Raw genomic sequence first — 17,667 nt, 5'->3', positions numbered from 1 at the left:
GCCAAATCTGGCGGGGTTGAAGAATTAGAAAGTGCCGCCGTCGATCGTGATCCCATCGATGGTGCCGCCGGTGATCGCCACCGCGCTTGCGTTTTGTGTGGCCATCGTGCCCAGGCCCAGCGTTGCACGGCCTTCGCTGGCATCCAAATCAGCCAGAAGGCTGCGGCCGAATGCGGTCAGCGTGGCCAGCGCAGCCGCAGCGGCGCCGGTGTAGTACGGCAGCGAATCTGCGGCCGGCGTAAGCCCGCCAATCGATGCCAGGGCAGCAGAAAGCGCCAGCGTGGGATTCCCAGCCACTGCATCGCCGTTGCTCACGCTGATGCCATTGCCTGAAGTGGCCACGCTGCGCGCCGCCACAGTGCCAGCAGCAGTGCGGGCGATCAGGCCATTCGATGCCAGGTTGTGAAGCGCCAGCGCCTGGCCGGTAAGGCCCACGGAATCAGCCGCCACAGCGATGCCGGTGCCGGCGCCGATGTCCAGCTGGTTGCCGGTTTTGGTAAGGCCAGCGCCCGCCGTGATCTGGCCAGCGCCACTGAATTGCACGAAGGAAACAGCGGTGGTGCCCAGCGTGCCGCCGGTATCCACGCTGCACAGGAAGCCATTGTCTGCATTCGTGGTGCCTTGCTCGACAAACACATAGGCAGAAACCAATTCCGCCCAGGTATCGGCATCGGATGCACGTGCCCAGCTGCCAGCTGCCACCACATAAATGCCGTTCTGTGCTGGCGCGGTTTGGTCTTTCACCAGGATGCGATCACCGGCCACCAGGGCGATGCCATCGATGGTCATCGCGCCCGAAAGCGTGGCGATGTTCGCCGTGGTGGCTGCCTTCACCGATTGCTTCGGATCAAGCCCCTGCGCCACGGAATCCACGTAATTCTTCGTTGCCGCATCCTGTGCATTCACAGGATCGGCCACATTGGTGATCTTGAAGCCGCCATTCGAAATATCAGCAGTCGGTGCCGACAGATCGCTGCGCGATGCCTGGGCACCTGCAGTGGCGCGGCCATAGGCATCCACCGTGACCTTCGTATAGGTGCCAGCAGTCACGCCGCTGGCGGCCAGATCGATGGTCGGATTTCCTGCCACGCCATCGCCGTTGGTCACGCCCACGCGGCCGGCGGTGCCGGTCACGGTGCGGGCCGCTGCAGTGCCGGCGCCAGTGCGCGCCAGCATGCCGACTGCGGAAACGCCAGCCAGTGCGGTCAGGTCATCATCTTTGCCCTGGAATGCACCAGGGCCGCCGATGGCGATCACCTGGGTGGCAGTGCCCCCAGCGCCGCCGGTGCCCTTGCCGTAATACAGGACATCATCTTGTTCATTGAATGCCAGTTCGGCATTCGCCAGTGCGCCTGGTGCGCCAGCGGCGCCACCGGCTGCCCGGCGCTTGATTCGTACAGTGTTCGACATTTAGAAATTACCTCCATCGGTCAGATCGGTTTGATCGCGGTTTATGAACGCGGCCCCATTAAAAGAAACCACATCGCCCACCTTCGGGCTGGTGATATTCACCGGGAAGCCATCCAGGCCGTTGCCGTATGCCGGCCGCACCACGCTGATGGAATCCGAAGAATCGCGCCCCACGACCACGCGCGATGCGGTGGCATCCGACACGATCACAACCGTGTCGGGCGCGCCACCTGAAACTTGCACCTGGCTGGCGCCAGGCTCTGAAATCACGATCGCGGCTTCGCTCATTTCGTGACCTCTGGAACAAAAAGCGCCGCCCCCTGAATCAGCCGGGTGACAGCGCCAGCTGCGCTGATCATTTCAAGATCGAAAACCAGCTGCTGGGCTTGCTTGCCATCGATCCAGGCGGTTTTCGTGGGATTGATCACCACGGCCGCTGAAGCTGCTGCAGGCAGTTCCATCGTGACGATGCCATCCGCGCCGCCCAGGGTGATGTGGCCATTCTCGGTGGTGAGTTCGAACACTTTCAGCTTGCTGGAAAAGGATTCGCGCACCTGCATGCGGGCGGTGTAGCCGGTCAAATCCACCGGCGCGCCTTCCGCATCCTTCCAGGTAATCACCAGGCGCCAGTCGGCCCCCTGCTCGATGATGATGTCGTAAATTCCGGCAGCCATTATTCGGCCCCCTTCGCTTGTGCCTGTGCGGCCTGTGCCTGCACAGTGGCCTGAAGATTCTTGTCCAGGATCGCGGCCTTGATGAATTCTTCAGGGATGCCGGCGGCCTTCATTTCCTGGATGTCGGCGGCGATTTCGCGCCACACATCCGAAGGATCGCGGCCTTGCTCCCGAATGATCTGGCCAGGGGAAAGCAGCATCTGATTCTTCGCGGCGATCGCGGCATCCACATCGGCGCGCGGATCGATCCACTGCCACCGGCGCGGCTGCCAGCTGACCACGGAATAGCGGTCGATGCGTTCAGCCTTCAGCGGGCGGCCCTTCACCTGGATGTGCCCACCCAGCAGCGCGCGGGGCAGCCATGCTTCGAATACCGGCTGGATCAGTGCTTCGATCAGCCATTCCTGCATTTCCTTCCAGTGTTCGCGCTCGTCCAGGGTGCCTTGGCGGATGCTGGAAAAATTCACATGCTCCAAGTCATTGGCCAAATTGTTGTAAAGCACACCGAAGCCGGCAGCGATACCGCGCAGCATGGCTTTATTGAATGTGGCGAATTCACCGCTGGGATATTGTGGATTCCATTCGTGCAGTTCAGCGCCTTCAGGCAGCACCGGGAATTCGCCCGGCTCTGCAGTCATTTCGAAGGCTTCCAGTTCTTCATCATCCAGATCGGGGCCACGGCCTTCCTTCCACTGGATCACGCCCATTTTGCTGGCGCCGATGCGCGCATTCACGATGGCGGCATTCTCGAAGCCCACCAGCTGCTTCATGCGGAAAAGGCCGGTGGCCATCCATGGAAGCCCGCGCTTCTGGCCCACCATTTCTGGAAGGAAGCCATGGATGATTTCTTCGGCGGGGATGCGGTGGTAATGCAGCCCGGCGTAACTGTAGTTGTAGAAGCTGTCCGATTCCTTCGCCACGGTGAAGTGGTACGCGATCGGGCGGCCGTATTTATTGAATTCGATGCCAGCACGGATGAAGCTGCCATCGGGCAGATCGTACTGATCGAACTGCGGGTGGCATCGCTGGGGATCAAGCACCTGAAGCGCGAATCCGAAAGGCCCGGCATCCTTGCCGGTGATCTTGCGGAACATGAATTCGCCATCCTTCACGGCCGAAATCACTGCGCTGGCCTGGATGCTGCGCCAGGATTGCACGCCGGCCACATCGCAGCTGTTGCGGTGGCCCCATTTCACGAAAGCGGCTTCGATGGCCTGATTCGCCAGGGTGTCCAGCTTGCCTGATTCATCGCGGCTTTGCGCCTGCAGCATCACGCCCTTCGGCCCCACGATATTCTGGCGGCACATCCGCACGAAAGCCTTCGCGTAATCGTTATTCACCGCCTGTTCGCGCGATCGCGCCACCAGCACGCGCTGGTGCATGCGGATCAGCCATTCGGATGTGACAGGGTGCGTCAGCCAATCGCCAGACAGGCGATCCTGCTTTGCGCCATCGAACATGCGCATGGCGGCACGCACCGGCGCCCAGCGTGGCTTCGCCACGGCACGGGAATCGGTGGGCTTGCGCTTCAGAAAATCAAGGATGGCCACTTATCGGAACCCCACGCGCACGGCTTGATTGAACAGCCCACCCTTGCGGGCTGCCTTCATCCGGCGCAATTCGGAACGGTAGCGATCGCGCAAAATCAGCAGATCAGGGATCGGCGTGCGCCACAGTTCGCGGTTATTGATCGAATACTTTTCCTGGTCGATCGTGGCGCGCTTTTCCAGCACCGCTTCGATCGCATCCAGCACGCGCTGCACATGGGCGCGCCCATCGTGGCCAGCATCCAGCTGCGCCAGGTCAGGTTTAATGGTGATCTGGCCGGCTTCGACTTCCACCACAGTGCCTTCGCTTGTGGCGCGCACGCTGTACCAGTAGTCGCCAGGCTCCCAGCCGGCGGTTTCACTCGCCGGAACCAGGAATCGGTGGCCATTCGCCACTGCTTCGGCGGCCAGATCGATCTGCGCAGGGCCGCGCAGCACTGCTTCCAGCTGCCAATCGGGCGCCGGATAGGCTGTCAGGGTGGCTGGGCGGTCGAATGTCAGCCCTGCTGATGTGCTTGCGGGAAAAATGCCGGTCACGGTTGCCTTCACCAGTTATTCACCCAGCCCCCGCGCTTTCGCTTCAGGCTGCTGGATCGCTTAATGGCAACAGTTTCGGCAACAGTGGCCTTGCTTTCCTCTTGTGGGTTTTCCTTCGCTGGCGCAGGCAGTGCTTTTACCGCCTTTTTCGCTGGCGCTTTTTCCAGCTGGGCAGCTGCTGCCGATGGCATGCCCATGCGCTCGGCTGCGCGCTTGAATGAAGGGTTGGCGATCTTCAGCGCCGCCAGGGCATACACCCGGCAGTCCAGGGCTTCATTTCGTGGCCGCGTCTGGTGCCATTCGCGCACCGGGAAGCCCTTCACATATCGGGTGATCAGCTTTTCAGCGGTCAGCTGCTGATACCAATCGGCCCCGCGATCGTTCGGGATGTGGCAATAACCTGGGCCGGGTGCAGCCACAGCCAGGCGGCGCATCACCGTCAGCTTCGCTTCATCCACGCCCACCAGGAACAGATCGATCTTGCGCACATTCTTGCCGGATCGCTTCCGGCTCGGTGCTGCCACGATCGGCCGGCCCCAGCCGCCCACACCCTTCACACCGAAGATGCGGCGCCCGGTCTTGCCGCGCAGCCATTCATAAGCCGCCTGGGTATTGCCGCCGGTGCCGCCGGTATCCACGCAAGCTGCCAGGATCGGCAGCTGGGCACCTGATTCGTGCAGCCAGGTGCTGGACAGCAGTTCTTCCAATTCTTCCCAGACATCGTTCTGCAGCGGATCGCCCCACAGCACGTGATAATCCACCGACCAGGATTCTTCGCCATGGCCCCAGGCCACGATTTCCACTTCCAGGCGATCCTGCTGCATATCCACGCCGGCAGTCAGCACCAGGCCACCGGCCGGCACCGATACCGGGAAGGCTTCGGCCCTGGCCATCAAGCCATCGGCATCGGCCCTTTCGCCGGTTTCTTCCCAGGTTTCGGCCAGCGACACATTCACGAAGGTCTGCAAATCATCGGTGGCGATCTTGTCCAGGTAGCTTTGGGCAATATCGCGCAGCCGCCGGAAGGTGCTGTAAAGCTCGTTCAGGTGATAGCTGGCATGCCCCTTGAAAGGCATGGCGCCACGCCATTCGCCGGCGCGGATCGCGGCCTTCCGCATTCCGTCATCCCACAGCACACCGCAGTGCGCGCAGATATACCTGGCAGCGGCCGGCTGCTGATCTTCGCCTTCCTGATCCTTGCCTGGCCAGGTCACGTGATCCCACGAAAGCACCTGATGTTCCCCGCACTCCGGGCACGGCACATGGAAGCGGCGCTGATCGCCCGCTTCGAAAGCCTTTTCGATGTAGCTTTGCCCCTTGATCGTGGGCGTGCTGATTTCCAGCAGCTTGCGCTGATCACCGAAGGTGGCCGCGCGCTGCCACAGCAGCTGCACCGGGTGGCCTTCCTCGCTGGATTCGTAGCCATCCACTTCATCGGCCACGATCACCGGCGCCGATCGGCCGCGCATCGTTTTGGGCGATCCAGACCAGGCGAACATCAGGAAGCCGCCGGGGTAGCTTTTCATATTCCCGTTATTCACCCCATCGCGGCCGCGTGGCTTTGCGATGCAGTCACGGATCGCCGGATTCGCATCCACCATGGGTGTGAATTTCGTATTCATCCACACCTGCAGATCGGTCTGGCTGGGCTGCATCATCATCTGCGAAGATGGCCGCACCTGGATGTGATAGCCCTGGCCGCAAAGTGCCAGCTGCGTCTTGCCCACCTGGGCCGCCCACATCAGGGTGATCCGATAGCATTCGGGATCGACCAGCATATCCAGCGGTTCGCGCTGATACGGGGCATTGTCGAAGCGGATCATGCCCGGCACGGCATTGCCCACCGGGATTTTCACGTGGGTTTCGGCCCACTCGCTGGGCTTTAGATTCGGGGGTGGCCGCAGGTGCTGCTTTGCTGCCTTGAATGCACGCGCCAGCGCCTGGCTGTTATCAAACTGCCCCATCGGCGCTGAACCCCGCCTCATCTTCTGAAGGCTCGATCAGCACATCAGCTTCCGCCAGGGCATCCAGCACCAGATCGATTTCGCGCAGCAGCCGGGCCTTGAATTCCCGTTCATCCGTCATGCCGATCAGGCTGGAAACCACCCGATCGGGCACGTTGCGGATATTCGTGCGCACTTCAGCGAATACGCCGGCCAGATTCTTTTCGATCTGCTTCACGCTGGCCACATCCTGGCGCGCCTTCGCCAGTTCGATTTCCGCCGTGTCGGCCTGGGCTTTGGTAAGCCGGGCCTTTTCCATGTGGTAATCGATCGGGGAAGAATCACTGCGCAGGCTGCGTTCCTGCAGGAAGCGGATGTATCCCTGCACCGCCGGCGCCAATTCATAGCGCCCGCGCTCTGCTTTCGGGATGATGCCTTCCTTTGTCAGCTGCTGCACCCGGCGATCGGATAGCAGCAGCAGCTTCGCAATGGTGGCGACAGGATAGGTGGGCGCGGCCGTGCTTTTCATGGCTGCGCCTTAATTGGAGCGGGTGGGTCGGTGTCGCGCCGCCGCTGTGATGGCTGGTCGCCATCCATCGCCTGCTTCGCCCGCGTAATCTTTTCGCCCAGGTACATGCCAGCACCCAGGTCGGAAATCTTTGAAAAGGGAAGAATCGGCACAGTAAGCCGGGCCTTCGCCTCTGGATTCAGGAAATAAATATAACGCAACTGAAAGCCATCCAATGGCTTCGCCCCGTTCTTTTTCCACCAGGCGGCATTCTTGCCGGTGGTGGCGTGGTTCGCATTCTGCAGCGTCTTGTCGGCCACGATGGTGCCATCCGGCAGCTGCAGGATCGTTTTGTTTTCGCGCACAGCAGTAAGCACAAAACCGCTGGCGCGGTAGATCGTGCCATCACCGCACTGCGTGCCATCCGCGAAGCTGATGATCCATTCGATGTGCGGGTAATGCTTGCGGATCATGCGCATGGCCACGCCCAGGGCGCGCGATTCGCTGTTCCTGGGCAGCCGATCAGAAAAGGCCATCCGGTTCAATTCCAGGAAGCCATTCCAGCCGGTGCCTTCCACCAGCCCCTGCACTTTTCGCTTGTCCATCGATGGCCCGAATTGCATCGCGCCTTCCAGGCGGCCATCCAGGAAAACCCCCAGGTGCAGCTGCGAATTCGGCACCACCTTGCCGCTGTAATGCACGCGGCGCACCAGGGCTGCGGCATCCTTGCCGCTGATCGGGGCCACGCGGATGTCTTTAGCTGTTGCCATGCTGCCCCAGGAATAATTCGCACACGCGGGCCAGCGCGTTGCCATTGCTGTTTTCGTTGCCGGTATCCACGAAGGCGCCCATCTGCTTCGCCACATCCAGGGCGGCGCGCACGGTTTCGGCCTGATCATCGTGCAGCATGAATGCCATCTGCTGCAGCGGTTCGCGGTCGCCCGATGCCAGGTCAGGCATGCCGGTTTCCTCGGCATCGATCACCAGGCGGGCCAGTTCATCTTCAGAAAAGCCGGTCAGCGATAGATCGAAGCCTTCATCATTCAGATCGCCCAGTTCCAGGGCCAGCAGTTCATCATCCCAGCCGGCATTCAGCGCCAGCTTGTTATCCGCGATCACATAAGCGCGCTTCTGCGCCTCGGTCATGTAATCGATGCGGATCGCCGGCACCGTATCCATGCCCAGCTTCCTGGCGGCCAGCACACGGCCATGGCCGGCAATGATCCCGCCATCGGCATCGATCAGCACCGGATTCGTGAAGCCGAATTCCCGGATGGATGCCGCAACCTGTGCCACCTGCGCTTCGGAATGCGTGCGGCTGTTGCGGGCATACGGGATCAGGTCATCGATCCGCGCCTGCTCTAGCTTTTGGGCCTGTTTTGCCATCCTCTTTATAACTTCCAGTTATGAAACGAAACGGAAAATGCGGGGCACTCACAAATGAAACCACGCGGCCGCCTTGCGCCCGCATGCCCCACCCCCTTCGGAAGTACCTTTGCACCGGGGGTGGCCATCACCGGGCACCCTGCGTGCTGCGTATCACACCCACCAGATCACCATGGCGCTGTGCGCATGCGTGGTAAAGCCTGGCCACTTCGATGTGGTTCTGCATCAAGGTGGGCAGCTTCCCATCCTGTGCATCAGGCAATGCTTCACACTGCACCAGGAATGCTTCAGGGATTACTGGCTGGGGCTGTAAGGCCACCACGGTTGGCGCCGTTCCAGTAGCGCAAGCCGATAGCATCAAGGCCACAGCGATCCATATCAGGTGTCGCATGGATGTATTCCTTCACGGTTTGGGTGATGATCTTGAATTGCTTTTCCGTATTGCCCTGTGCTTCCAGGTGGGCACGCTCGGCAGCCATGGCTTCCTGGGCCTGGGCATGTGTGGATGCCAGCACATCGGGCAGCGCCTGGGCTGATGCCCGGTCACGCTCTGCCAGGACTGCTTCGTAATAGGCGGATCGCTCTGCCTTGCCAGTTGCCTGGCCTTGCAGGTATGCCCAGCACACCAGGGCCAGCATCACCAGGAAGGCCGCGATCGCGGGCCAGTGCTTGCGGATGAATTCCAGGATCATGGTCATGCCTCGCTTGTGGAAAGTTCTGCAGCAGCCAGCAGGGGCAGTGGCGCCCCTACATCGGCGGGCACACCCAGGGGCCAGCGGTAAGCTGTCACCCGGCTGCGCTGGAATGCCTTCACATTCACGGCATCCCCTTGATTTCCGCCCAGCACCATCAAATTGCCGGCTTTGTCCTGGCCCACCACGAAGCCCACGTGGCCACCGCCATCGCGGGTGAAAACCACGATGCAGCCATACACCGGCGCGGAAAGCGGGCTTCCCCAGGATTCGTAAGACTTGGCCGATTCGAAGCGGCTGCTGGTGATGCCCACCGCTTCCAGGCATCCGCCCACGAAGGCTGCGCACCAGGGCGTTTCGTCATCCTTGATACCGCCACGCTTGATAGCCTTCCACCAGGCCAGAATCTTTGGTTCGTGCTTTGGCCCCTTGATTTCGCGCACACCGATCTGCGCGCGGGCCTCGGTGATCCAGGGCGGGCTGATCATTGCTTCCCCACAGGATTCAGGCTTTTGATCTGGTAATTCAGCGCCTGGATTTCCGCCTTCAATTCGGCGTTCTCGCTGCGCAGCTTGATGATCTGTTCTTGTAATTCGGCCACCTTCCCGGATAGGGTGTCATTGATCCGGCCCATGCGATCCACTTCGGCCCGCAGCTGTTCGATGATGTCGGTTTCCCCACCGGCGCGCTGCGCTGCTGTGCCTTCCTCGATCATCTTGCGGAATGCAAATTTCGCAAAAAAGGCCATCACCAGGCCGCCGATTCCGGTCGCGCCAATCAGTTTTACCCATTCGGCAATGCTGCCGGCTGCTGATTCGTCCATGCTTTTCTTTTCCTGGAAAATTGCGATCAGCATGGATTCTTCCCGTCCATGTGTGGGTTTTCCTCTTGTGGGTTTTCTCGCGCCAGATTGCGCACGTGCCTTTCCGACACACCCAGCAGATCGGCGACCATCGATGGCCTGGCGCCAGCGTGCAGCATCTTCAGAATCGCTTCATCGCGGTAACGGGAATAAATCTTCCGGCAGTTGGCCGGCTGCAGGATTTCCCCGCCGAAGTGGCGCACCAGCTTCATGGCCACATTCCAGCCCAGGATTTCCACCAGCTTGTGATCCGGTGAAAGCCGCTTCGGCACATACATGATCACGCGGTTCGATTTCTTCCCATCGTTCCCCGCATAGCAGGTGGGCAGCTGCCCGACCAGCCGCAGCGCATCTTCGCGCCCGATGACTTCCGCGATTTCGCGCACACTTTCCGGCAGATCGTTCAGCATCCATTCCCCCTTTATTTCAGCTTGTGCTTGTCTCGGCACCGGGCGCACACACCGCGCACCAGGCGTGGCGATTCCTCGCCGCACAATTCACATTCCCCTGGCACCCCTTGCGGCATATCGGCCACGGCACGCTGGGCAGCGGCCAGTGCTTCCTTTTCGCGGGCGGCGATCAAGCCATCCGCCTTGTCTGCGTCATCCATTCCCATTTCCTTCTTCTTCGGTGATCGCCACCTTCACCATGCCGGCGATGATCAAATCGCCGTTTTCATCGCGTGCCCGGCGGATGCGCAGATCATCGATCTGGCTGTCATCGGCCCACACGCCTGCATGCGTAAGGCTGTCCAGCAGCCCCTTGTGCAAGTTGTCCAGATCACGCCGGCGGCGATCGGGCACAAACACTTCGATTTCAACGGCCAGGCGCTTCGCGGTGGGCTTGATCGCCCCCAGCTGGGCCTTCACATTCCATGCAACCGCTTCCCGATAGGCGCGGCCCTTTTCGCTGATCAGGTGGCGGCCGGCCAGCTTCCCCTTCGTGGGGTGGCGCCAGTAGGTATTCGCGGAAGGAGGCCAGGGCAGCGTCAGATTCATGCCTGGCCCTTATCGATTTCCTGCATCGCGCGGCGCAGATACACCGCCTGATCCAGACATTCTTCATAGGCGTGCTGCAGCCACTGGCGCAGTGGCAGCGGGTTTTCCTGCACCGTGACGCCATATTTGCCGATCCCCAGCAGCTGGCGCGCGGCGATGTCGGCGCACACCTTGGCTTCGATCCCGGTGGCAAGCGCCAGCGCAGATTCCATGGCGGATGGCGCCTTCACCTCGTCCGGGTGATCCACCACCTGCAGGGCCACCATGGTGGGACGCGCCATTCCCTGGCGATCGGCAGCTTCACGATCCAGGCGCGCAATGCGGGCGCGCAGCATCCGGTTTTCCACTTCTAGGGTTTCGATCAGATCGCTGCTCATGCCACCACATCCTGGATCATCGCTACGGCCACGGTGCCCATCAGCACGCCGATCGTGATCAGCATCCACTTCGCCAGGTGGCGCATGTTCCTGCGCATGTATTCGCCCTGGCGTTCCGGCTGGGGATATTTCTGAATTGCGCGCTTCACTTTTGCCACGCGGGCCGGCGCTCTGTTTTCTGTTTTCACGTTCATCGCTTGCTTTCAAAAAGGCGCCGCACCGTCACGGCCAGCGCATCCAATTCATCCATTTTTCGAATCGCCCAGGCGCGCTTCTGGCCATGCCATCCCATCAGCGGCCCCTGGTGGCATTCCTTGCACAGCGCCACTGCGCTGAACCATTGGCCTTGCTTGATTTCGTGGGCATCGCAGGGGCCGTTCGCATCGCACACGGAACACGGCAGCGCCTTCACTGCTTCGATGTGCCGGCGCTCTGCCACGGTGGGCGGCCGCTTGTTCTTGCTCTGCATCAGGCGCGCCTTTCTTCCGGGTAGATCACCACGCCGCGCTGGGCTGCCACCGCGTGCAGGAATTCCATCCACTCGCTGAATCGCTTTTTCCCGAATTGGCTGGTGCGCTGGCCCAGCATCACCACCCCGCCATTCAGGCCCATGGCCAGGCGGGCGGTTTCCTGGTGAAAAGCAGCGGTCAGGATGTCCTTCCATTCCTCGGCTTCCAGCTGCACCATCTGGCCATTCACTGGCCACTGCAGCTGCTGGCTGAAGGCTTCCAGGATCGGCCACTGCGCCGCGTTCTGTTCCAGGGTGCGATTCACTTCGCGCACGGTCACGGCATAGCCGGCCGGGGCCGCCTTCACCGCTTCGATCGCGTTGTGGCGGGCCACATCGTGGGCCAGGATGAAAACGCGCTTGTCGCTCATTTCCGCCACCAGTTCGCCAGGCCATTCAGCGCCTGGAAAAGATTCACCAGCCGGCGGTGCTGCAGCGGGCTGAAGAATTCGCGCACCAGCTGCTTATCCGGCACCGGCGCTTCCTTTTCGCCGCACCAGTTGCATTCGCCCTCATAGGCAATGAAGCTGCGTTCGGCTTTGCAGTAATGGCTTTTCATCGGGTGGCCTCGCATGTATTCGGCAGCAGCCCCCGGCGCACCGCTTCCATCACTTCTTCCCAGGACAGGTGCGTTTCGCCAGGGTAAGGCGCACGCACTCCAAAATCTCGGCCCGGCCAGGTGCTTCCCGATTCCACCGGCGCCGAAAGTGATCGATCGATGCCAGCATCGCTTCCGCGTGCGGCTTGCTGGGGTGTGTCGATAGCACCAGGCGCGCACAGCATTCCAGGCACCCCAGGTGATACGCCCCCGAATGCGGGCGCTTCGCTGCTTCCGCGCAGGCTGGGCAATGGGCAGCCGGCGCATCGGATCGGCTTGTCGTGGCAGATTCCAAGCTGGGCACATTCGCGCATGTCATGCCCCTGCCTTTCGCACCTGGGCTTCGTATTCCTCGCCCTCGCCACGGTGCATGCAGCCGCTGCAATTCGGGTCGGTCACGCTCATGTCGTACCGGCAACGATTGCTCATGCTGTGATTCAATTCCTTCGGCAGATTCCAGCAGCCATACCGATGGTCGGCGCCCTTCACCGTGGAAGGATGAATGGGGTGATCGATCACTGGCATCAGGCTGCGTCCTTCCGTGCCTGCAGGCGGTAGCTGGCCCAATCGAAAGAAACCCAGCGGGCGGTTTCCGTCAGGCGGTCGAAGCTGCGCGCGCCGATGTAATCGCGGAATCCATCCTTCCCCTGATTCGTCAGCAGGATGGTGGGCTTCATGTCGCAATACCGGCGATCAAGCACTTCGAAAAGGATCGTTTGTTCGCCCTCGGTGCCGTACTGCACGCCGATTTCATCGATCACCAGCAGATCGACCGAAGCCAGCATGGCCAGCACTTCTTCTTCCGTGCGATCGCTTTCGCGGTGCCAGGTGGCGCGCACCATGCGGATCAGGCCCATGGCCGTGGTGTAAAGGCCGCTGTGCTTGTCCAGGATCGACTGAAGGATGGCTGCAGCCAGGTGGCTTTTGCCGGTGCCAGGCATGCCGGAAAAGACCAGGCCCAGGCCACGCTTGTGCTTTTCATGGAAGGCTTCAGCGAATTCAACCGCCACTTCCAGGGCATGTTCCTGGCCTTCGGTGGTGGCTTTGAAATTGGCGAAGGTGCGGCCGATGAATCGGGTGGGCACTGCGGCGCGGCTGATCATCTTTTCGATGCGTGCGCGCTGGGCTTCTGCCTGGCGCTGGGCTTCAGCTTCGCGGGCTGCTGCCTTTTCTTCCGCTGCGCATGCAGGGCATCCTGTCCAGATTTCGCGGGTGCCCAGGAAGCGGCTGCCAGTGCTTTCGAATTCGCCGTGCTTTTCGCACGCCTCGGTGCGCACGCCCAGCCCCTGCATCATCGGGCCTTTGCCCAGGATGTCGCCCACCTTGCGGGCGGTGGTTTCATGCGAATGTGCCATCGGCGTTGATCCCTTCGCGGTAGTTGATTTTTTCGAAGCCGGAATGGCGGCTGGTGCGGGCTGGTGCCTTGCCGGCAGCTGCCTGGGTGCTGCCACCTATCCATTCAGCGTTGAAGCCTTGCCAGCCCCTGGTGCAGCACACCTGCAGTGCTTCCTGCAGATCGATGCCGGCCTTCGTGGCTTCACGCTTGATGCCTTCCAGGGCGGCTGCAGTAAGGGGCGCCTTCTTTGCTTTCCTGATAGCCAGGAATCCATCCCACACTTCCTGGGTGATCCCTTCGGGCTTATCGATGGCAGCCCGCTTGCCGGGCTTGCGGTCTGAATCTTTAGATTCAGAACATGGTGTTGGTATTGGTGTTGGTGTTGGTAGCTGAACATCCGTTGAGCGTTCGTTCAGCGTTCGTTCATCGGTCGCTTTGCGGTCGGTCTGCGCTGGCTCCGCTTTCGCTCTGCGTGCGGCCACCGATGCTGCAGCGGATGCCCTGGCCTTTTCCTGCTTTTCGCGCATGGCAGCGATTTCTTCATCGCACCGGCGGCTGCGCCAGCCCTCTGCGCAAGGCTCGAAAAATTCTTCCAGCACCTGCTGCACCTCTGCCTGGTATTCGCGCATCCTGATCTTCCTGGCGCATGCAGCAGGATCGGCTGGCAGCATTTCTTCGCTGATGTAATACAAGTCCAGCAGCCGGCGGTATGCGATGTCTTCCAGCGGTGAAAGGTGCGCCGTGTGCGTCAGGTAGTCGCCCACGTGGAAGGGGTAGTAATTCATGCGGCCGCACCTTCCTGTGATGGGATGCGAAGATACGCCCAATCAACGTCAGGCCGCAGCTGTTCGCAGCGCACCATGCCGCCAGTGATGCGTTCGATCGCTGGGCAGTGTTCAGCCGGCACCTGGCGGCCAGGAAGCCCCCACTGCCACACCGCCCCTTTTGATACGCCCAGCACCATGGCCAGCTTGTTGATCGATCCAGCGGATCGGATGGCCTGCTCTAAAGGATTTTTTTCGTTCATCGCATTGAATCTCCATGTATCAGCCGCAGTATATATTTCTAGCCGTGTGGCGGCAAGTATTTTATACGACATTCGGCTAGTTTTTCTATACGATGTCCGTTCAGATACAGAAAGGGTGGTGCGCCATGTTTGGAAAATGGGTAAAAGATGCCCGCGCGAAATGGGGGCGCAGCCAGGAAGCCCTGGCGAACGAAATCGAAGTGACGAAAGGGAATGTGTGGGCGTGGGAACACGATCGGCACAATCCGAACATGGGCCAGGTGATCGACATCAGCCTGGCGACCGGGCACCCAGTGCCGGCGGATGTGCAGGCCAAAATCGTGGCCGCCCTGGAAATTTCGTCAGGCAATGCCGCCGAAGGAATCCGTGTTCCCATGCTGGCGAATGAAGCCAGCATGGGGATCGGCACCGACAGCATCGATGGCGATGTGATGACTGGCCAGATCACGCTGACCACAAAATTCGTGACGGATCAGGTGCATCCCACTCGCACGGATGCGCTGCGCTTCATTCATGCTTACGGGGACAGCATGGCCCCCACCCTGAACAGCGGGGATGTGCTGCTGGTCGATACCGGCATCAAGGAAGTGAAGATCGACGGGATTTATGTGCTGCGCGCCCACGAACGGCTTTTCGTGAAGCGGGTGCGCCAGCGCATGGATGGCCTTTTCGAAGTCAGCAGCGATAACCCCACGCACAAAACGGTGGATGTGCTGAATGGTGACCACGAAGTGGCTGTGATTGGCCGGGTAGTGTGGGCCTGGAATGGCCACGGAATGTGAAGGGGATGGCCATGAAAAGGATCATCGCAGTGATGGCTGCGGCACTGGCTGGATGCGGATCGGGGGCGCCTTCATACGTGGGCCAGGCAGCGGAACAGCTGGAATATGGGTACATCACAGCCTTCCCCGATCAGGCCGGGTCGAAAAAATGCTTGGCGCCGAAGCAACTGGATGGCCAGCAGTGGTTTCTGCTGTGCGGCTTCAATCAAGGCGGCCCCGGCTTGGTGAATGGCGGCCTTTGGGAAATCCGCCAGGAAGGCACCACGTGGGCGGCTTATGCCAGCAACGGCCCGGCAGCCAGGGCGCAACAAAGGATGGCCGCGCCACAGGTTAAGCCACCACAGACGCCGCCCTCTTTCGATGTAGCAAAGGCCCGCAGCCTATTCCCTGAATAGCAGCACCAGGCAGCACCACAGCCCGCTTCGGCGGGCTTTTTTTTCGCCTTCTCGGCTAGTCATCTAAATTTTTTTTGCATCGTCGTATATTTTTCTTGCCGATGTATGGATAGTTATCTATACTTCACCCATCGATATTTCTTTACGAAGGGGCCAGAAATGACTGATGCACACACCACCCAGCGCCGCGCCAGCTTGAACGGGCAGCGCCGCATCCCTGAAGCACTCAAAACCGCCGGCTTCCTGGCTCTTTTCATCCTGGCTTATGGAATCGTGGGCCGCATGGATTACGAAGATGCCGTGGCCATGGAAGCCGCCGCGAAGGCCCAGCAGCCCCAGGCAGTGCAGCCCCAGGCAGTGCAGCTGGCCAGCGCCACCGAATCCACCACCTGCGGCAAGTAAGGGGCCAGCCATGCACGTGCCCACCCTTTACTGCTTCCGCTTCGATGGCCGCACCGGCCACGTTTTCCCGAATGGCTTCATCCGCTGGGGTGGCTGCTGCTTCCAGATCGAAGCCGCCGGCCCCGCCCTGCGCGCTGCCATTGAATCCGCCCGCACTCACTGAAAGGCATCACCACCATGAACGCGATCACGAAACAAGAATCTGCCGGCCTGCCGGCCCTGGCCATGACCGAAGGCGAACTGCTGCAGGTGCTGCAGTCCAGCCTGTACCCCGGCGCGGCCGTGGAATCGATCAAGATGGTGCTGTCCTATTGCAAGGCCGCCGGCCTTGATCCCATGCAGAAGCCGGTGCATATCGTGCCCATGTGGGATGGCAAGCTGCAGGGCATGCGCGATGTGGTGATGCCTGGCATCGGCCTGTATCGCACCCAGGCAGCGCGCACCGGCTGCATCGGCGTGACCGAACCGGAATTCGGGCCGGATGTGACCGAATCGATCGGTGGCCAGCAGATCACTTTCCCGGCCTGGTGCCGCGTGACCGTGAAGCGCCGCCTGCCCACTGGCGAAGTGGCTGAATTCACCGCGAAGGAATTCTGGAAGGAAAACTATGCGGTGAAGGGCGGCAAGGATAAATCCATCGCTCCGAATGCCATGTGGTCGAAGCGCCCTTATGGCCAGATCGCAAAGTGCGCGGAAGCCCAGGCGCTGCGCAAGGCATTCCCGGAAATCGGCAGCGAACCCACCGCCGACGAAATGGCCGGCAAGGCGCTGAACGATGACGAATTCGTGATCGATGGCAGCACTGGCGAAGTGGTGGGCCGCAAGCCCGCCGTGGCCACGCCGCAGCGCAAGCCCGCCCCCCAGGCAGCTGAAGCCACCGATGCCCAGCCGGCACAGCGCCAGGCTGCGCCAGCAGCGAATGGCACGGCCGCCACCGTGGGCGAAATCGCCTTCATCACCAAAAAGATCGCAGGCGCTGGCATGACCATCGCCCAGGCGCGCGAAGCCGCTGGCCTTGATGCCGGCGACACGCTGGATGGCTTGACCAGGGATGGCTTCGTGGCACTGAAGGATGCCCTGGCATGAATGCTGGCCTGACCTTCGACGCCGAATCGCACACCTATCGATTCAACGGGCAGCTGGTGCCTGGCGTGACCACCATTCTGAAGGCCATCACGGACTTCAGCGCGGTGCCGCCCCAGGTGCTGGCAGCTGCGGCTGATTTCGGCACAGCGGTGCATCTGGCGTGCGAATTGGATGATCTTGGCCAGCTGGATGAATCCACCCTGGATGCGGCCCTGGTGCCGTATCTGGCGGCCTGGCGCAAATTCAGCGCCGACCATGCAGTGCAGTGGCAGCTGATCGAATCGCCGGTTTATCACCCGGTGCTGCGGTACGCCGGAACGCTGGATCGCTTCGGCCTGGTGCGCGGGATGAACACGGTGCTGGACATTAAATCCAGCGCCCAGCTTTACCCCAGCGTTGGCCCCCAGCTGGCCGCATACGAAAAGGCGCTGCCCCCTGAATTCACTGCCGTGAAGCGCATGGCCGTGCAGCTGAAGGCTGACGGAACGTATCACGCCCAGGAATACAGCGATCCCACCGATTGGCCGCTTTTCTGCTCCCTGCTCACGGTGCGCACATGGTGTGCGCGCCATTCCATCACCCCGAATCTGAAGGATTGA

30 protein-coding genes are annotated in these 17,667 nt (G+C 61.1%); 6 read left to right on the top strand and 24 right to left on the bottom strand.

All coding sequences use genetic code 11. The features are described 5' to 3' along the window. Nucleotides 1–24 precede the first annotated feature (24 nt). The 24 genes from B9Z43_RS01375 to B9Z43_RS01265 form a co-directional block, all read right to left on the bottom strand. Nucleotides 25–1,410, bottom strand: a complete 1,386-nt coding sequence (locus tag B9Z43_RS01375) for a hypothetical protein (RefSeq protein WP_108322369.1) — start codon at nucleotides 1,408–1,410, stop codon at nucleotides 25–27. Continuing rightward, entirely contained in the window at nucleotides 1,411–1,698 is a 288-nt protein-coding gene (locus B9Z43_RS01370; RefSeq protein ID WP_108322368.1) for a hypothetical protein, read from the bottom strand. Next, nucleotides 1,695–2,084 (bottom strand): hypothetical protein, encoded by a 390-nt coding sequence (locus tag B9Z43_RS01365; protein WP_108322367.1) that lies wholly within the window; start codon nucleotides 2,082–2,084, stop codon nucleotides 1,695–1,697. Before B9Z43_RS01365 ends, B9Z43_RS01370 begins: the two co-directional genes overlap by 4 nt. Next, nucleotides 2,084–3,634, bottom strand: coding sequence for a phage portal protein (locus tag B9Z43_RS01360; protein ID WP_108322366.1), 1,551 nt, complete (start codon nucleotides 3,632–3,634; stop codon nucleotides 2,084–2,086). Before B9Z43_RS01360 ends, B9Z43_RS01365 begins: the two co-directional genes overlap by 1 nt. Next, nucleotides 3,635–4,180: a hypothetical protein gene (locus tag B9Z43_RS01355; protein WP_199222228.1), complete on the bottom strand. Its 546-nt coding sequence runs from the start codon at nucleotides 4,178–4,180 to the stop codon at nucleotides 3,635–3,637. Continuing rightward, nucleotides 4,177–6,132 (bottom strand): phage terminase large subunit family protein, encoded by a 1,956-nt coding sequence (locus B9Z43_RS01350; protein ID WP_108322365.1) that lies wholly within the window; start codon nucleotides 6,130–6,132, stop codon nucleotides 4,177–4,179. The genes B9Z43_RS01355 and B9Z43_RS01350 overlap by 4 nt, the downstream gene beginning before the upstream one ends. Next, on the bottom strand, nucleotides 6,119–6,640 hold the full coding sequence (locus B9Z43_RS01345; protein ID WP_108322364.1) for a terminase small subunit: 522 nt from the start codon (nucleotides 6,638–6,640) through the stop codon (nucleotides 6,119–6,121). Before B9Z43_RS01345 ends, B9Z43_RS01350 begins: the two co-directional genes overlap by 14 nt. Then, on the bottom strand, nucleotides 6,637–7,389 hold the full coding sequence (locus B9Z43_RS01340) for a hypothetical protein (RefSeq protein ID WP_108322363.1): 753 nt from the start codon (nucleotides 7,387–7,389) through the stop codon (nucleotides 6,637–6,639). The genes B9Z43_RS01345 and B9Z43_RS01340 overlap by 4 nt, the downstream gene beginning before the upstream one ends. Beyond that, on the bottom strand, nucleotides 7,376–8,005 hold the full coding sequence (locus B9Z43_RS17525) for a ParB/Srx family N-terminal domain-containing protein (protein WP_108322362.1): 630 nt from the start codon (nucleotides 8,003–8,005) through the stop codon (nucleotides 7,376–7,378). The genes B9Z43_RS01340 and B9Z43_RS17525 overlap by 14 nt, the downstream gene beginning before the upstream one ends. 287 nt (nucleotides 8,006–8,292) lie before the next feature. After that, nucleotides 8,293–8,703, bottom strand: a complete 411-nt coding sequence (locus tag B9Z43_RS01330) for a hypothetical protein (RefSeq protein ID WP_108322361.1) — start codon at nucleotides 8,701–8,703, stop codon at nucleotides 8,293–8,295. Next, nucleotides 8,700–9,185: a TIGR02594 family protein gene (locus B9Z43_RS01325; protein ID WP_108322360.1), complete on the bottom strand. Its 486-nt coding sequence runs from the start codon at nucleotides 9,183–9,185 to the stop codon at nucleotides 8,700–8,702. Before B9Z43_RS01325 ends, B9Z43_RS01330 begins: the two co-directional genes overlap by 4 nt. Beyond that, entirely contained in the window at nucleotides 9,182–9,553 is a 372-nt protein-coding gene (locus B9Z43_RS01320; protein WP_108322359.1) for a hypothetical protein, read from the bottom strand. Before B9Z43_RS01320 ends, B9Z43_RS01325 begins: the two co-directional genes overlap by 4 nt. Further along, on the bottom strand, nucleotides 9,547–9,969 hold the full coding sequence (locus B9Z43_RS01315) for a hypothetical protein (protein WP_108322358.1): 423 nt from the start codon (nucleotides 9,967–9,969) through the stop codon (nucleotides 9,547–9,549). The genes B9Z43_RS01320 and B9Z43_RS01315 overlap by 7 nt, the downstream gene beginning before the upstream one ends. Nucleotides 9,970–9,980: 11 nt before the next feature. Further along, on the bottom strand, nucleotides 9,981–10,169 hold the full coding sequence (locus B9Z43_RS01310) for a conjugal transfer protein TraR (RefSeq protein WP_108322357.1): 189 nt from the start codon (nucleotides 10,167–10,169) through the stop codon (nucleotides 9,981–9,983). Then, nucleotides 10,162–10,557 carry a RusA family crossover junction endodeoxyribonuclease gene (locus tag B9Z43_RS01305; protein WP_108322356.1) on the bottom strand — a complete coding sequence of 132 codons (396 nt, stop codon included), beginning with the start codon at nucleotides 10,555–10,557 and terminating at the stop codon, nucleotides 10,162–10,164. The genes B9Z43_RS01310 and B9Z43_RS01305 overlap by 8 nt, the downstream gene beginning before the upstream one ends. Continuing rightward, complete coding sequence (locus B9Z43_RS17305; RefSeq protein ID WP_233253939.1) at nucleotides 10,554–10,934, bottom strand: hypothetical protein; 381 nt, start codon at nucleotides 10,932–10,934, stop codon at nucleotides 10,554–10,556. Before B9Z43_RS17305 ends, B9Z43_RS01305 begins: the two co-directional genes overlap by 4 nt. Further along, a complete protein-coding gene (locus B9Z43_RS01295) occupies nucleotides 10,931–11,128 on the bottom strand; it encodes a hypothetical protein (RefSeq protein WP_108322355.1) in 198 nt (65 codons plus the stop codon). Before B9Z43_RS01295 ends, B9Z43_RS17305 begins: the two co-directional genes overlap by 4 nt. Beyond that, nucleotides 11,125–11,403: a hypothetical protein gene (locus tag B9Z43_RS01290; protein WP_108322354.1), complete on the bottom strand. Its 279-nt coding sequence runs from the start codon at nucleotides 11,401–11,403 to the stop codon at nucleotides 11,125–11,127. Before B9Z43_RS01290 ends, B9Z43_RS01295 begins: the two co-directional genes overlap by 4 nt. Then, nucleotides 11,403–11,813 carry a recombination protein NinB gene (locus tag B9Z43_RS01285; protein WP_108322353.1) on the bottom strand — a complete coding sequence of 137 codons (411 nt, stop codon included), beginning with the start codon at nucleotides 11,811–11,813 and terminating at the stop codon, nucleotides 11,403–11,405. Before B9Z43_RS01285 ends, B9Z43_RS01290 begins: the two co-directional genes overlap by 1 nt. Further along, nucleotides 11,810–12,001 carry a hypothetical protein gene (locus B9Z43_RS01280; protein ID WP_108322352.1) on the bottom strand — a complete coding sequence of 64 codons (192 nt, stop codon included), beginning with the start codon at nucleotides 11,999–12,001 and terminating at the stop codon, nucleotides 11,810–11,812. The genes B9Z43_RS01285 and B9Z43_RS01280 overlap by 4 nt, the downstream gene beginning before the upstream one ends. A gap of 354 nt (nucleotides 12,002–12,355) precedes the next feature. Continuing rightward, on the bottom strand, nucleotides 12,356–12,565 hold the full coding sequence (locus tag B9Z43_RS17300; RefSeq protein WP_146186069.1) for a hypothetical protein: 210 nt from the start codon (nucleotides 12,563–12,565) through the stop codon (nucleotides 12,356–12,358). Then, nucleotides 12,565–13,395 carry an ATP-binding protein gene (locus B9Z43_RS01275; protein WP_233253938.1) on the bottom strand — a complete coding sequence of 277 codons (831 nt, stop codon included), beginning with the start codon at nucleotides 13,393–13,395 and terminating at the stop codon, nucleotides 12,565–12,567. The genes B9Z43_RS17300 and B9Z43_RS01275 overlap by 1 nt, the downstream gene beginning before the upstream one ends. Continuing rightward, entirely contained in the window at nucleotides 13,379–14,161 is a 783-nt protein-coding gene (locus tag B9Z43_RS01270; RefSeq protein WP_108322351.1) for a YdaU family protein, read from the bottom strand. The genes B9Z43_RS01275 and B9Z43_RS01270 overlap by 17 nt, the downstream gene beginning before the upstream one ends. Continuing rightward, the gene (locus B9Z43_RS01265; RefSeq protein ID WP_108322350.1) at nucleotides 14,158–14,403 is read right to left on the bottom strand and encodes a helix-turn-helix domain-containing protein; all 246 of its coding nucleotides are present in this window, start codon (nucleotides 14,401–14,403) and stop codon (nucleotides 14,158–14,160) included. The genes B9Z43_RS01270 and B9Z43_RS01265 overlap by 4 nt, the downstream gene beginning before the upstream one ends. A 125-nt stretch (nucleotides 14,404–14,528) precedes the next feature. Between B9Z43_RS01265 and B9Z43_RS01260 the strand changes: the two genes are divergently transcribed. The 6 genes from B9Z43_RS01260 to B9Z43_RS01240 all read left to right on the top strand — a co-directional run bounded on the left by B9Z43_RS01260 (nucleotide 14,529) and on the right by B9Z43_RS01240 (nucleotide 17,667). Then, nucleotides 14,529–15,185: an XRE family transcriptional regulator gene (locus B9Z43_RS01260; RefSeq protein WP_233253937.1), complete on the top strand. Its 657-nt coding sequence runs from the start codon at nucleotides 14,529–14,531 to the stop codon at nucleotides 15,183–15,185. 11 nt (nucleotides 15,186–15,196) lie between these two features. Further along, nucleotides 15,197–15,580: a hypothetical protein gene (locus B9Z43_RS01255; protein WP_146186068.1), complete on the top strand. Its 384-nt coding sequence runs from the start codon at nucleotides 15,197–15,199 to the stop codon at nucleotides 15,578–15,580. A gap of 159 nt (nucleotides 15,581–15,739) precedes the next feature. Beyond that, the gene (locus B9Z43_RS01250) at nucleotides 15,740–15,982 is read left to right on the top strand and encodes a hypothetical protein (RefSeq protein ID WP_108322348.1); all 243 of its coding nucleotides are present in this window, start codon (nucleotides 15,740–15,742) and stop codon (nucleotides 15,980–15,982) included. Nucleotides 15,983–15,992: 10 nt separating this feature from the next. Next, the gene (locus tag B9Z43_RS17115) at nucleotides 15,993–16,145 is read left to right on the top strand and encodes a hypothetical protein (RefSeq protein WP_158270042.1); all 153 of its coding nucleotides are present in this window, start codon (nucleotides 15,993–15,995) and stop codon (nucleotides 16,143–16,145) included. Nucleotides 16,146–16,159: 14 nt separating this feature from the next. Further along, complete coding sequence (gene bet, locus B9Z43_RS01245; protein WP_108322347.1) at nucleotides 16,160–17,068, top strand: phage recombination protein Bet; 909 nt, start codon at nucleotides 16,160–16,162, stop codon at nucleotides 17,066–17,068. Continuing rightward, nucleotides 17,065–17,667, top strand: a complete 603-nt coding sequence (locus B9Z43_RS01240) for a hypothetical protein (protein WP_108322346.1) — start codon at nucleotides 17,065–17,067, stop codon at nucleotides 17,665–17,667. Before bet ends, B9Z43_RS01240 begins: the two co-directional genes overlap by 4 nt.

This window comes from Limnohabitans sp. MMS-10A-192, assembly GCF_003063335.1.
Taxonomy (GTDB): Bacteria; Pseudomonadota; Gammaproteobacteria; order Burkholderiales; family Burkholderiaceae_C; genus Limnohabitans_A.
This window is presented reverse-complemented; position numbering and strand designations above follow the sequence as displayed.

What these genes read in the sequence shown, in the direction of transcription:
- B9Z43_RS01265 (WP_108322350.1), bottom strand. Translation starts at nt 14,403, where the DNA reads ATGAACGAAAAAAATCCTTTAGAGCAGGCCATCCGATCCGCTGGATCG.
- B9Z43_RS01270 (WP_108322351.1), bottom strand. Translation starts at nt 14,161, where the DNA reads ATGAATTACTACCCCTTCCACGTGGGCGACTACCTGACGCACACGGCG.
- B9Z43_RS01260 (WP_233253937.1), top strand. Translation starts at nt 14,529, where the DNA reads ATGTTTGGAAAATGGGTAAAAGATGCCCGCGCGAAATGGGGGCGCAGC.
- B9Z43_RS01340 (WP_108322363.1), bottom strand. Translation starts at nt 7,389, where the DNA reads ATGGCAACAGCTAAAGACATCCGCGTGGCCCCGATCAGCGGCAAGGAT.
- B9Z43_RS17115 (WP_158270042.1), top strand. Translation starts at nt 15,993, where the DNA reads ATGCACGTGCCCACCCTTTACTGCTTCCGCTTCGATGGCCGCACCGGC.
- B9Z43_RS01280 (WP_108322352.1), bottom strand. Translation starts at nt 12,001, where the DNA reads ATGAAAAGCCATTACTGCAAAGCCGAACGCAGCTTCATTGCCTATGAG.
- B9Z43_RS17300 (WP_146186069.1), bottom strand. Translation starts at nt 12,565, where the DNA reads ATGCCAGTGATCGATCACCCCATTCATCCTTCCACGGTGAAGGGCGCC.
- B9Z43_RS01325 (WP_108322360.1), bottom strand. Translation starts at nt 9,185, where the DNA reads ATGATCAGCCCGCCCTGGATCACCGAGGCCCGCGCGCAGATCGGTGTG.
- B9Z43_RS01345 (WP_108322364.1), bottom strand. Translation starts at nt 6,640, where the DNA reads ATGAAAAGCACGGCCGCGCCCACCTATCCTGTCGCCACCATTGCGAAG.
- B9Z43_RS01255 (WP_146186068.1), top strand. Translation starts at nt 15,197, where the DNA reads ATGAAAAGGATCATCGCAGTGATGGCTGCGGCACTGGCTGGATGCGGA.
- B9Z43_RS01320 (WP_108322359.1), bottom strand. Translation starts at nt 9,553, where the DNA reads ATGCTGATCGCAATTTTCCAGGAAAAGAAAAGCATGGACGAATCAGCA.
- B9Z43_RS01295 (WP_108322355.1), bottom strand. Translation starts at nt 11,128, where the DNA reads ATGAACGTGAAAACAGAAAACAGAGCGCCGGCCCGCGTGGCAAAAGTG.
- B9Z43_RS01250 (WP_108322348.1), top strand. Translation starts at nt 15,740, where the DNA reads ATGACTGATGCACACACCACCCAGCGCCGCGCCAGCTTGAACGGGCAG.
- bet (WP_108322347.1), top strand. Translation starts at nt 16,160, where the DNA reads ATGAACGCGATCACGAAACAAGAATCTGCCGGCCTGCCGGCCCTGGCC.
- B9Z43_RS01370 (WP_108322368.1), bottom strand. Translation starts at nt 1,698, where the DNA reads ATGAGCGAAGCCGCGATCGTGATTTCAGAGCCTGGCGCCAGCCAGGTG.
- B9Z43_RS01375 (WP_108322369.1), bottom strand. Translation starts at nt 1,410, where the DNA reads ATGTCGAACACTGTACGAATCAAGCGCCGGGCAGCCGGTGGCGCCGCT.
- B9Z43_RS17305 (WP_233253939.1), bottom strand. Translation starts at nt 10,934, where the DNA reads ATGAGCAGCGATCTGATCGAAACCCTAGAAGTGGAAAACCGGATGCTG.
- B9Z43_RS01275 (WP_233253938.1), bottom strand. Translation starts at nt 13,395, where the DNA reads ATGGCACATTCGCATGAAACCACCGCCCGCAAGGTGGGCGACATCCTG.
- B9Z43_RS01310 (WP_108322357.1), bottom strand. Translation starts at nt 10,169, where the DNA reads ATGGATGACGCAGACAAGGCGGATGGCTTGATCGCCGCCCGCGAAAAG.
- B9Z43_RS01285 (WP_108322353.1), bottom strand. Translation starts at nt 11,813, where the DNA reads ATGAGCGACAAGCGCGTTTTCATCCTGGCCCACGATGTGGCCCGCCAC.
- B9Z43_RS01290 (WP_108322354.1), bottom strand. Translation starts at nt 11,403, where the DNA reads ATGCAGAGCAAGAACAAGCGGCCGCCCACCGTGGCAGAGCGCCGGCAC.
- B9Z43_RS01240 (WP_108322346.1), top strand. Translation starts at nt 17,065, where the DNA reads ATGAATGCTGGCCTGACCTTCGACGCCGAATCGCACACCTATCGATTC.
- B9Z43_RS01315 (WP_108322358.1), bottom strand. Translation starts at nt 9,969, where the DNA reads ATGCTGAACGATCTGCCGGAAAGTGTGCGCGAAATCGCGGAAGTCATC.
- B9Z43_RS01365 (WP_108322367.1), bottom strand. Translation starts at nt 2,084, where the DNA reads ATGGCTGCCGGAATTTACGACATCATCATCGAGCAGGGGGCCGACTGG.
- B9Z43_RS01330 (WP_108322361.1), bottom strand. Translation starts at nt 8,703, where the DNA reads ATGACCATGATCCTGGAATTCATCCGCAAGCACTGGCCCGCGATCGCG.
- B9Z43_RS01305 (WP_108322356.1), bottom strand. Translation starts at nt 10,557, where the DNA reads ATGAATCTGACGCTGCCCTGGCCTCCTTCCGCGAATACCTACTGGCGC.
- B9Z43_RS01350 (WP_108322365.1), bottom strand. Translation starts at nt 6,132, where the DNA reads ATGGGGCAGTTTGATAACAGCCAGGCGCTGGCGCGTGCATTCAAGGCA.
- B9Z43_RS17525 (WP_108322362.1), bottom strand. Translation starts at nt 8,005, where the DNA reads ATGGCAAAACAGGCCCAAAAGCTAGAGCAGGCGCGGATCGATGACCTG.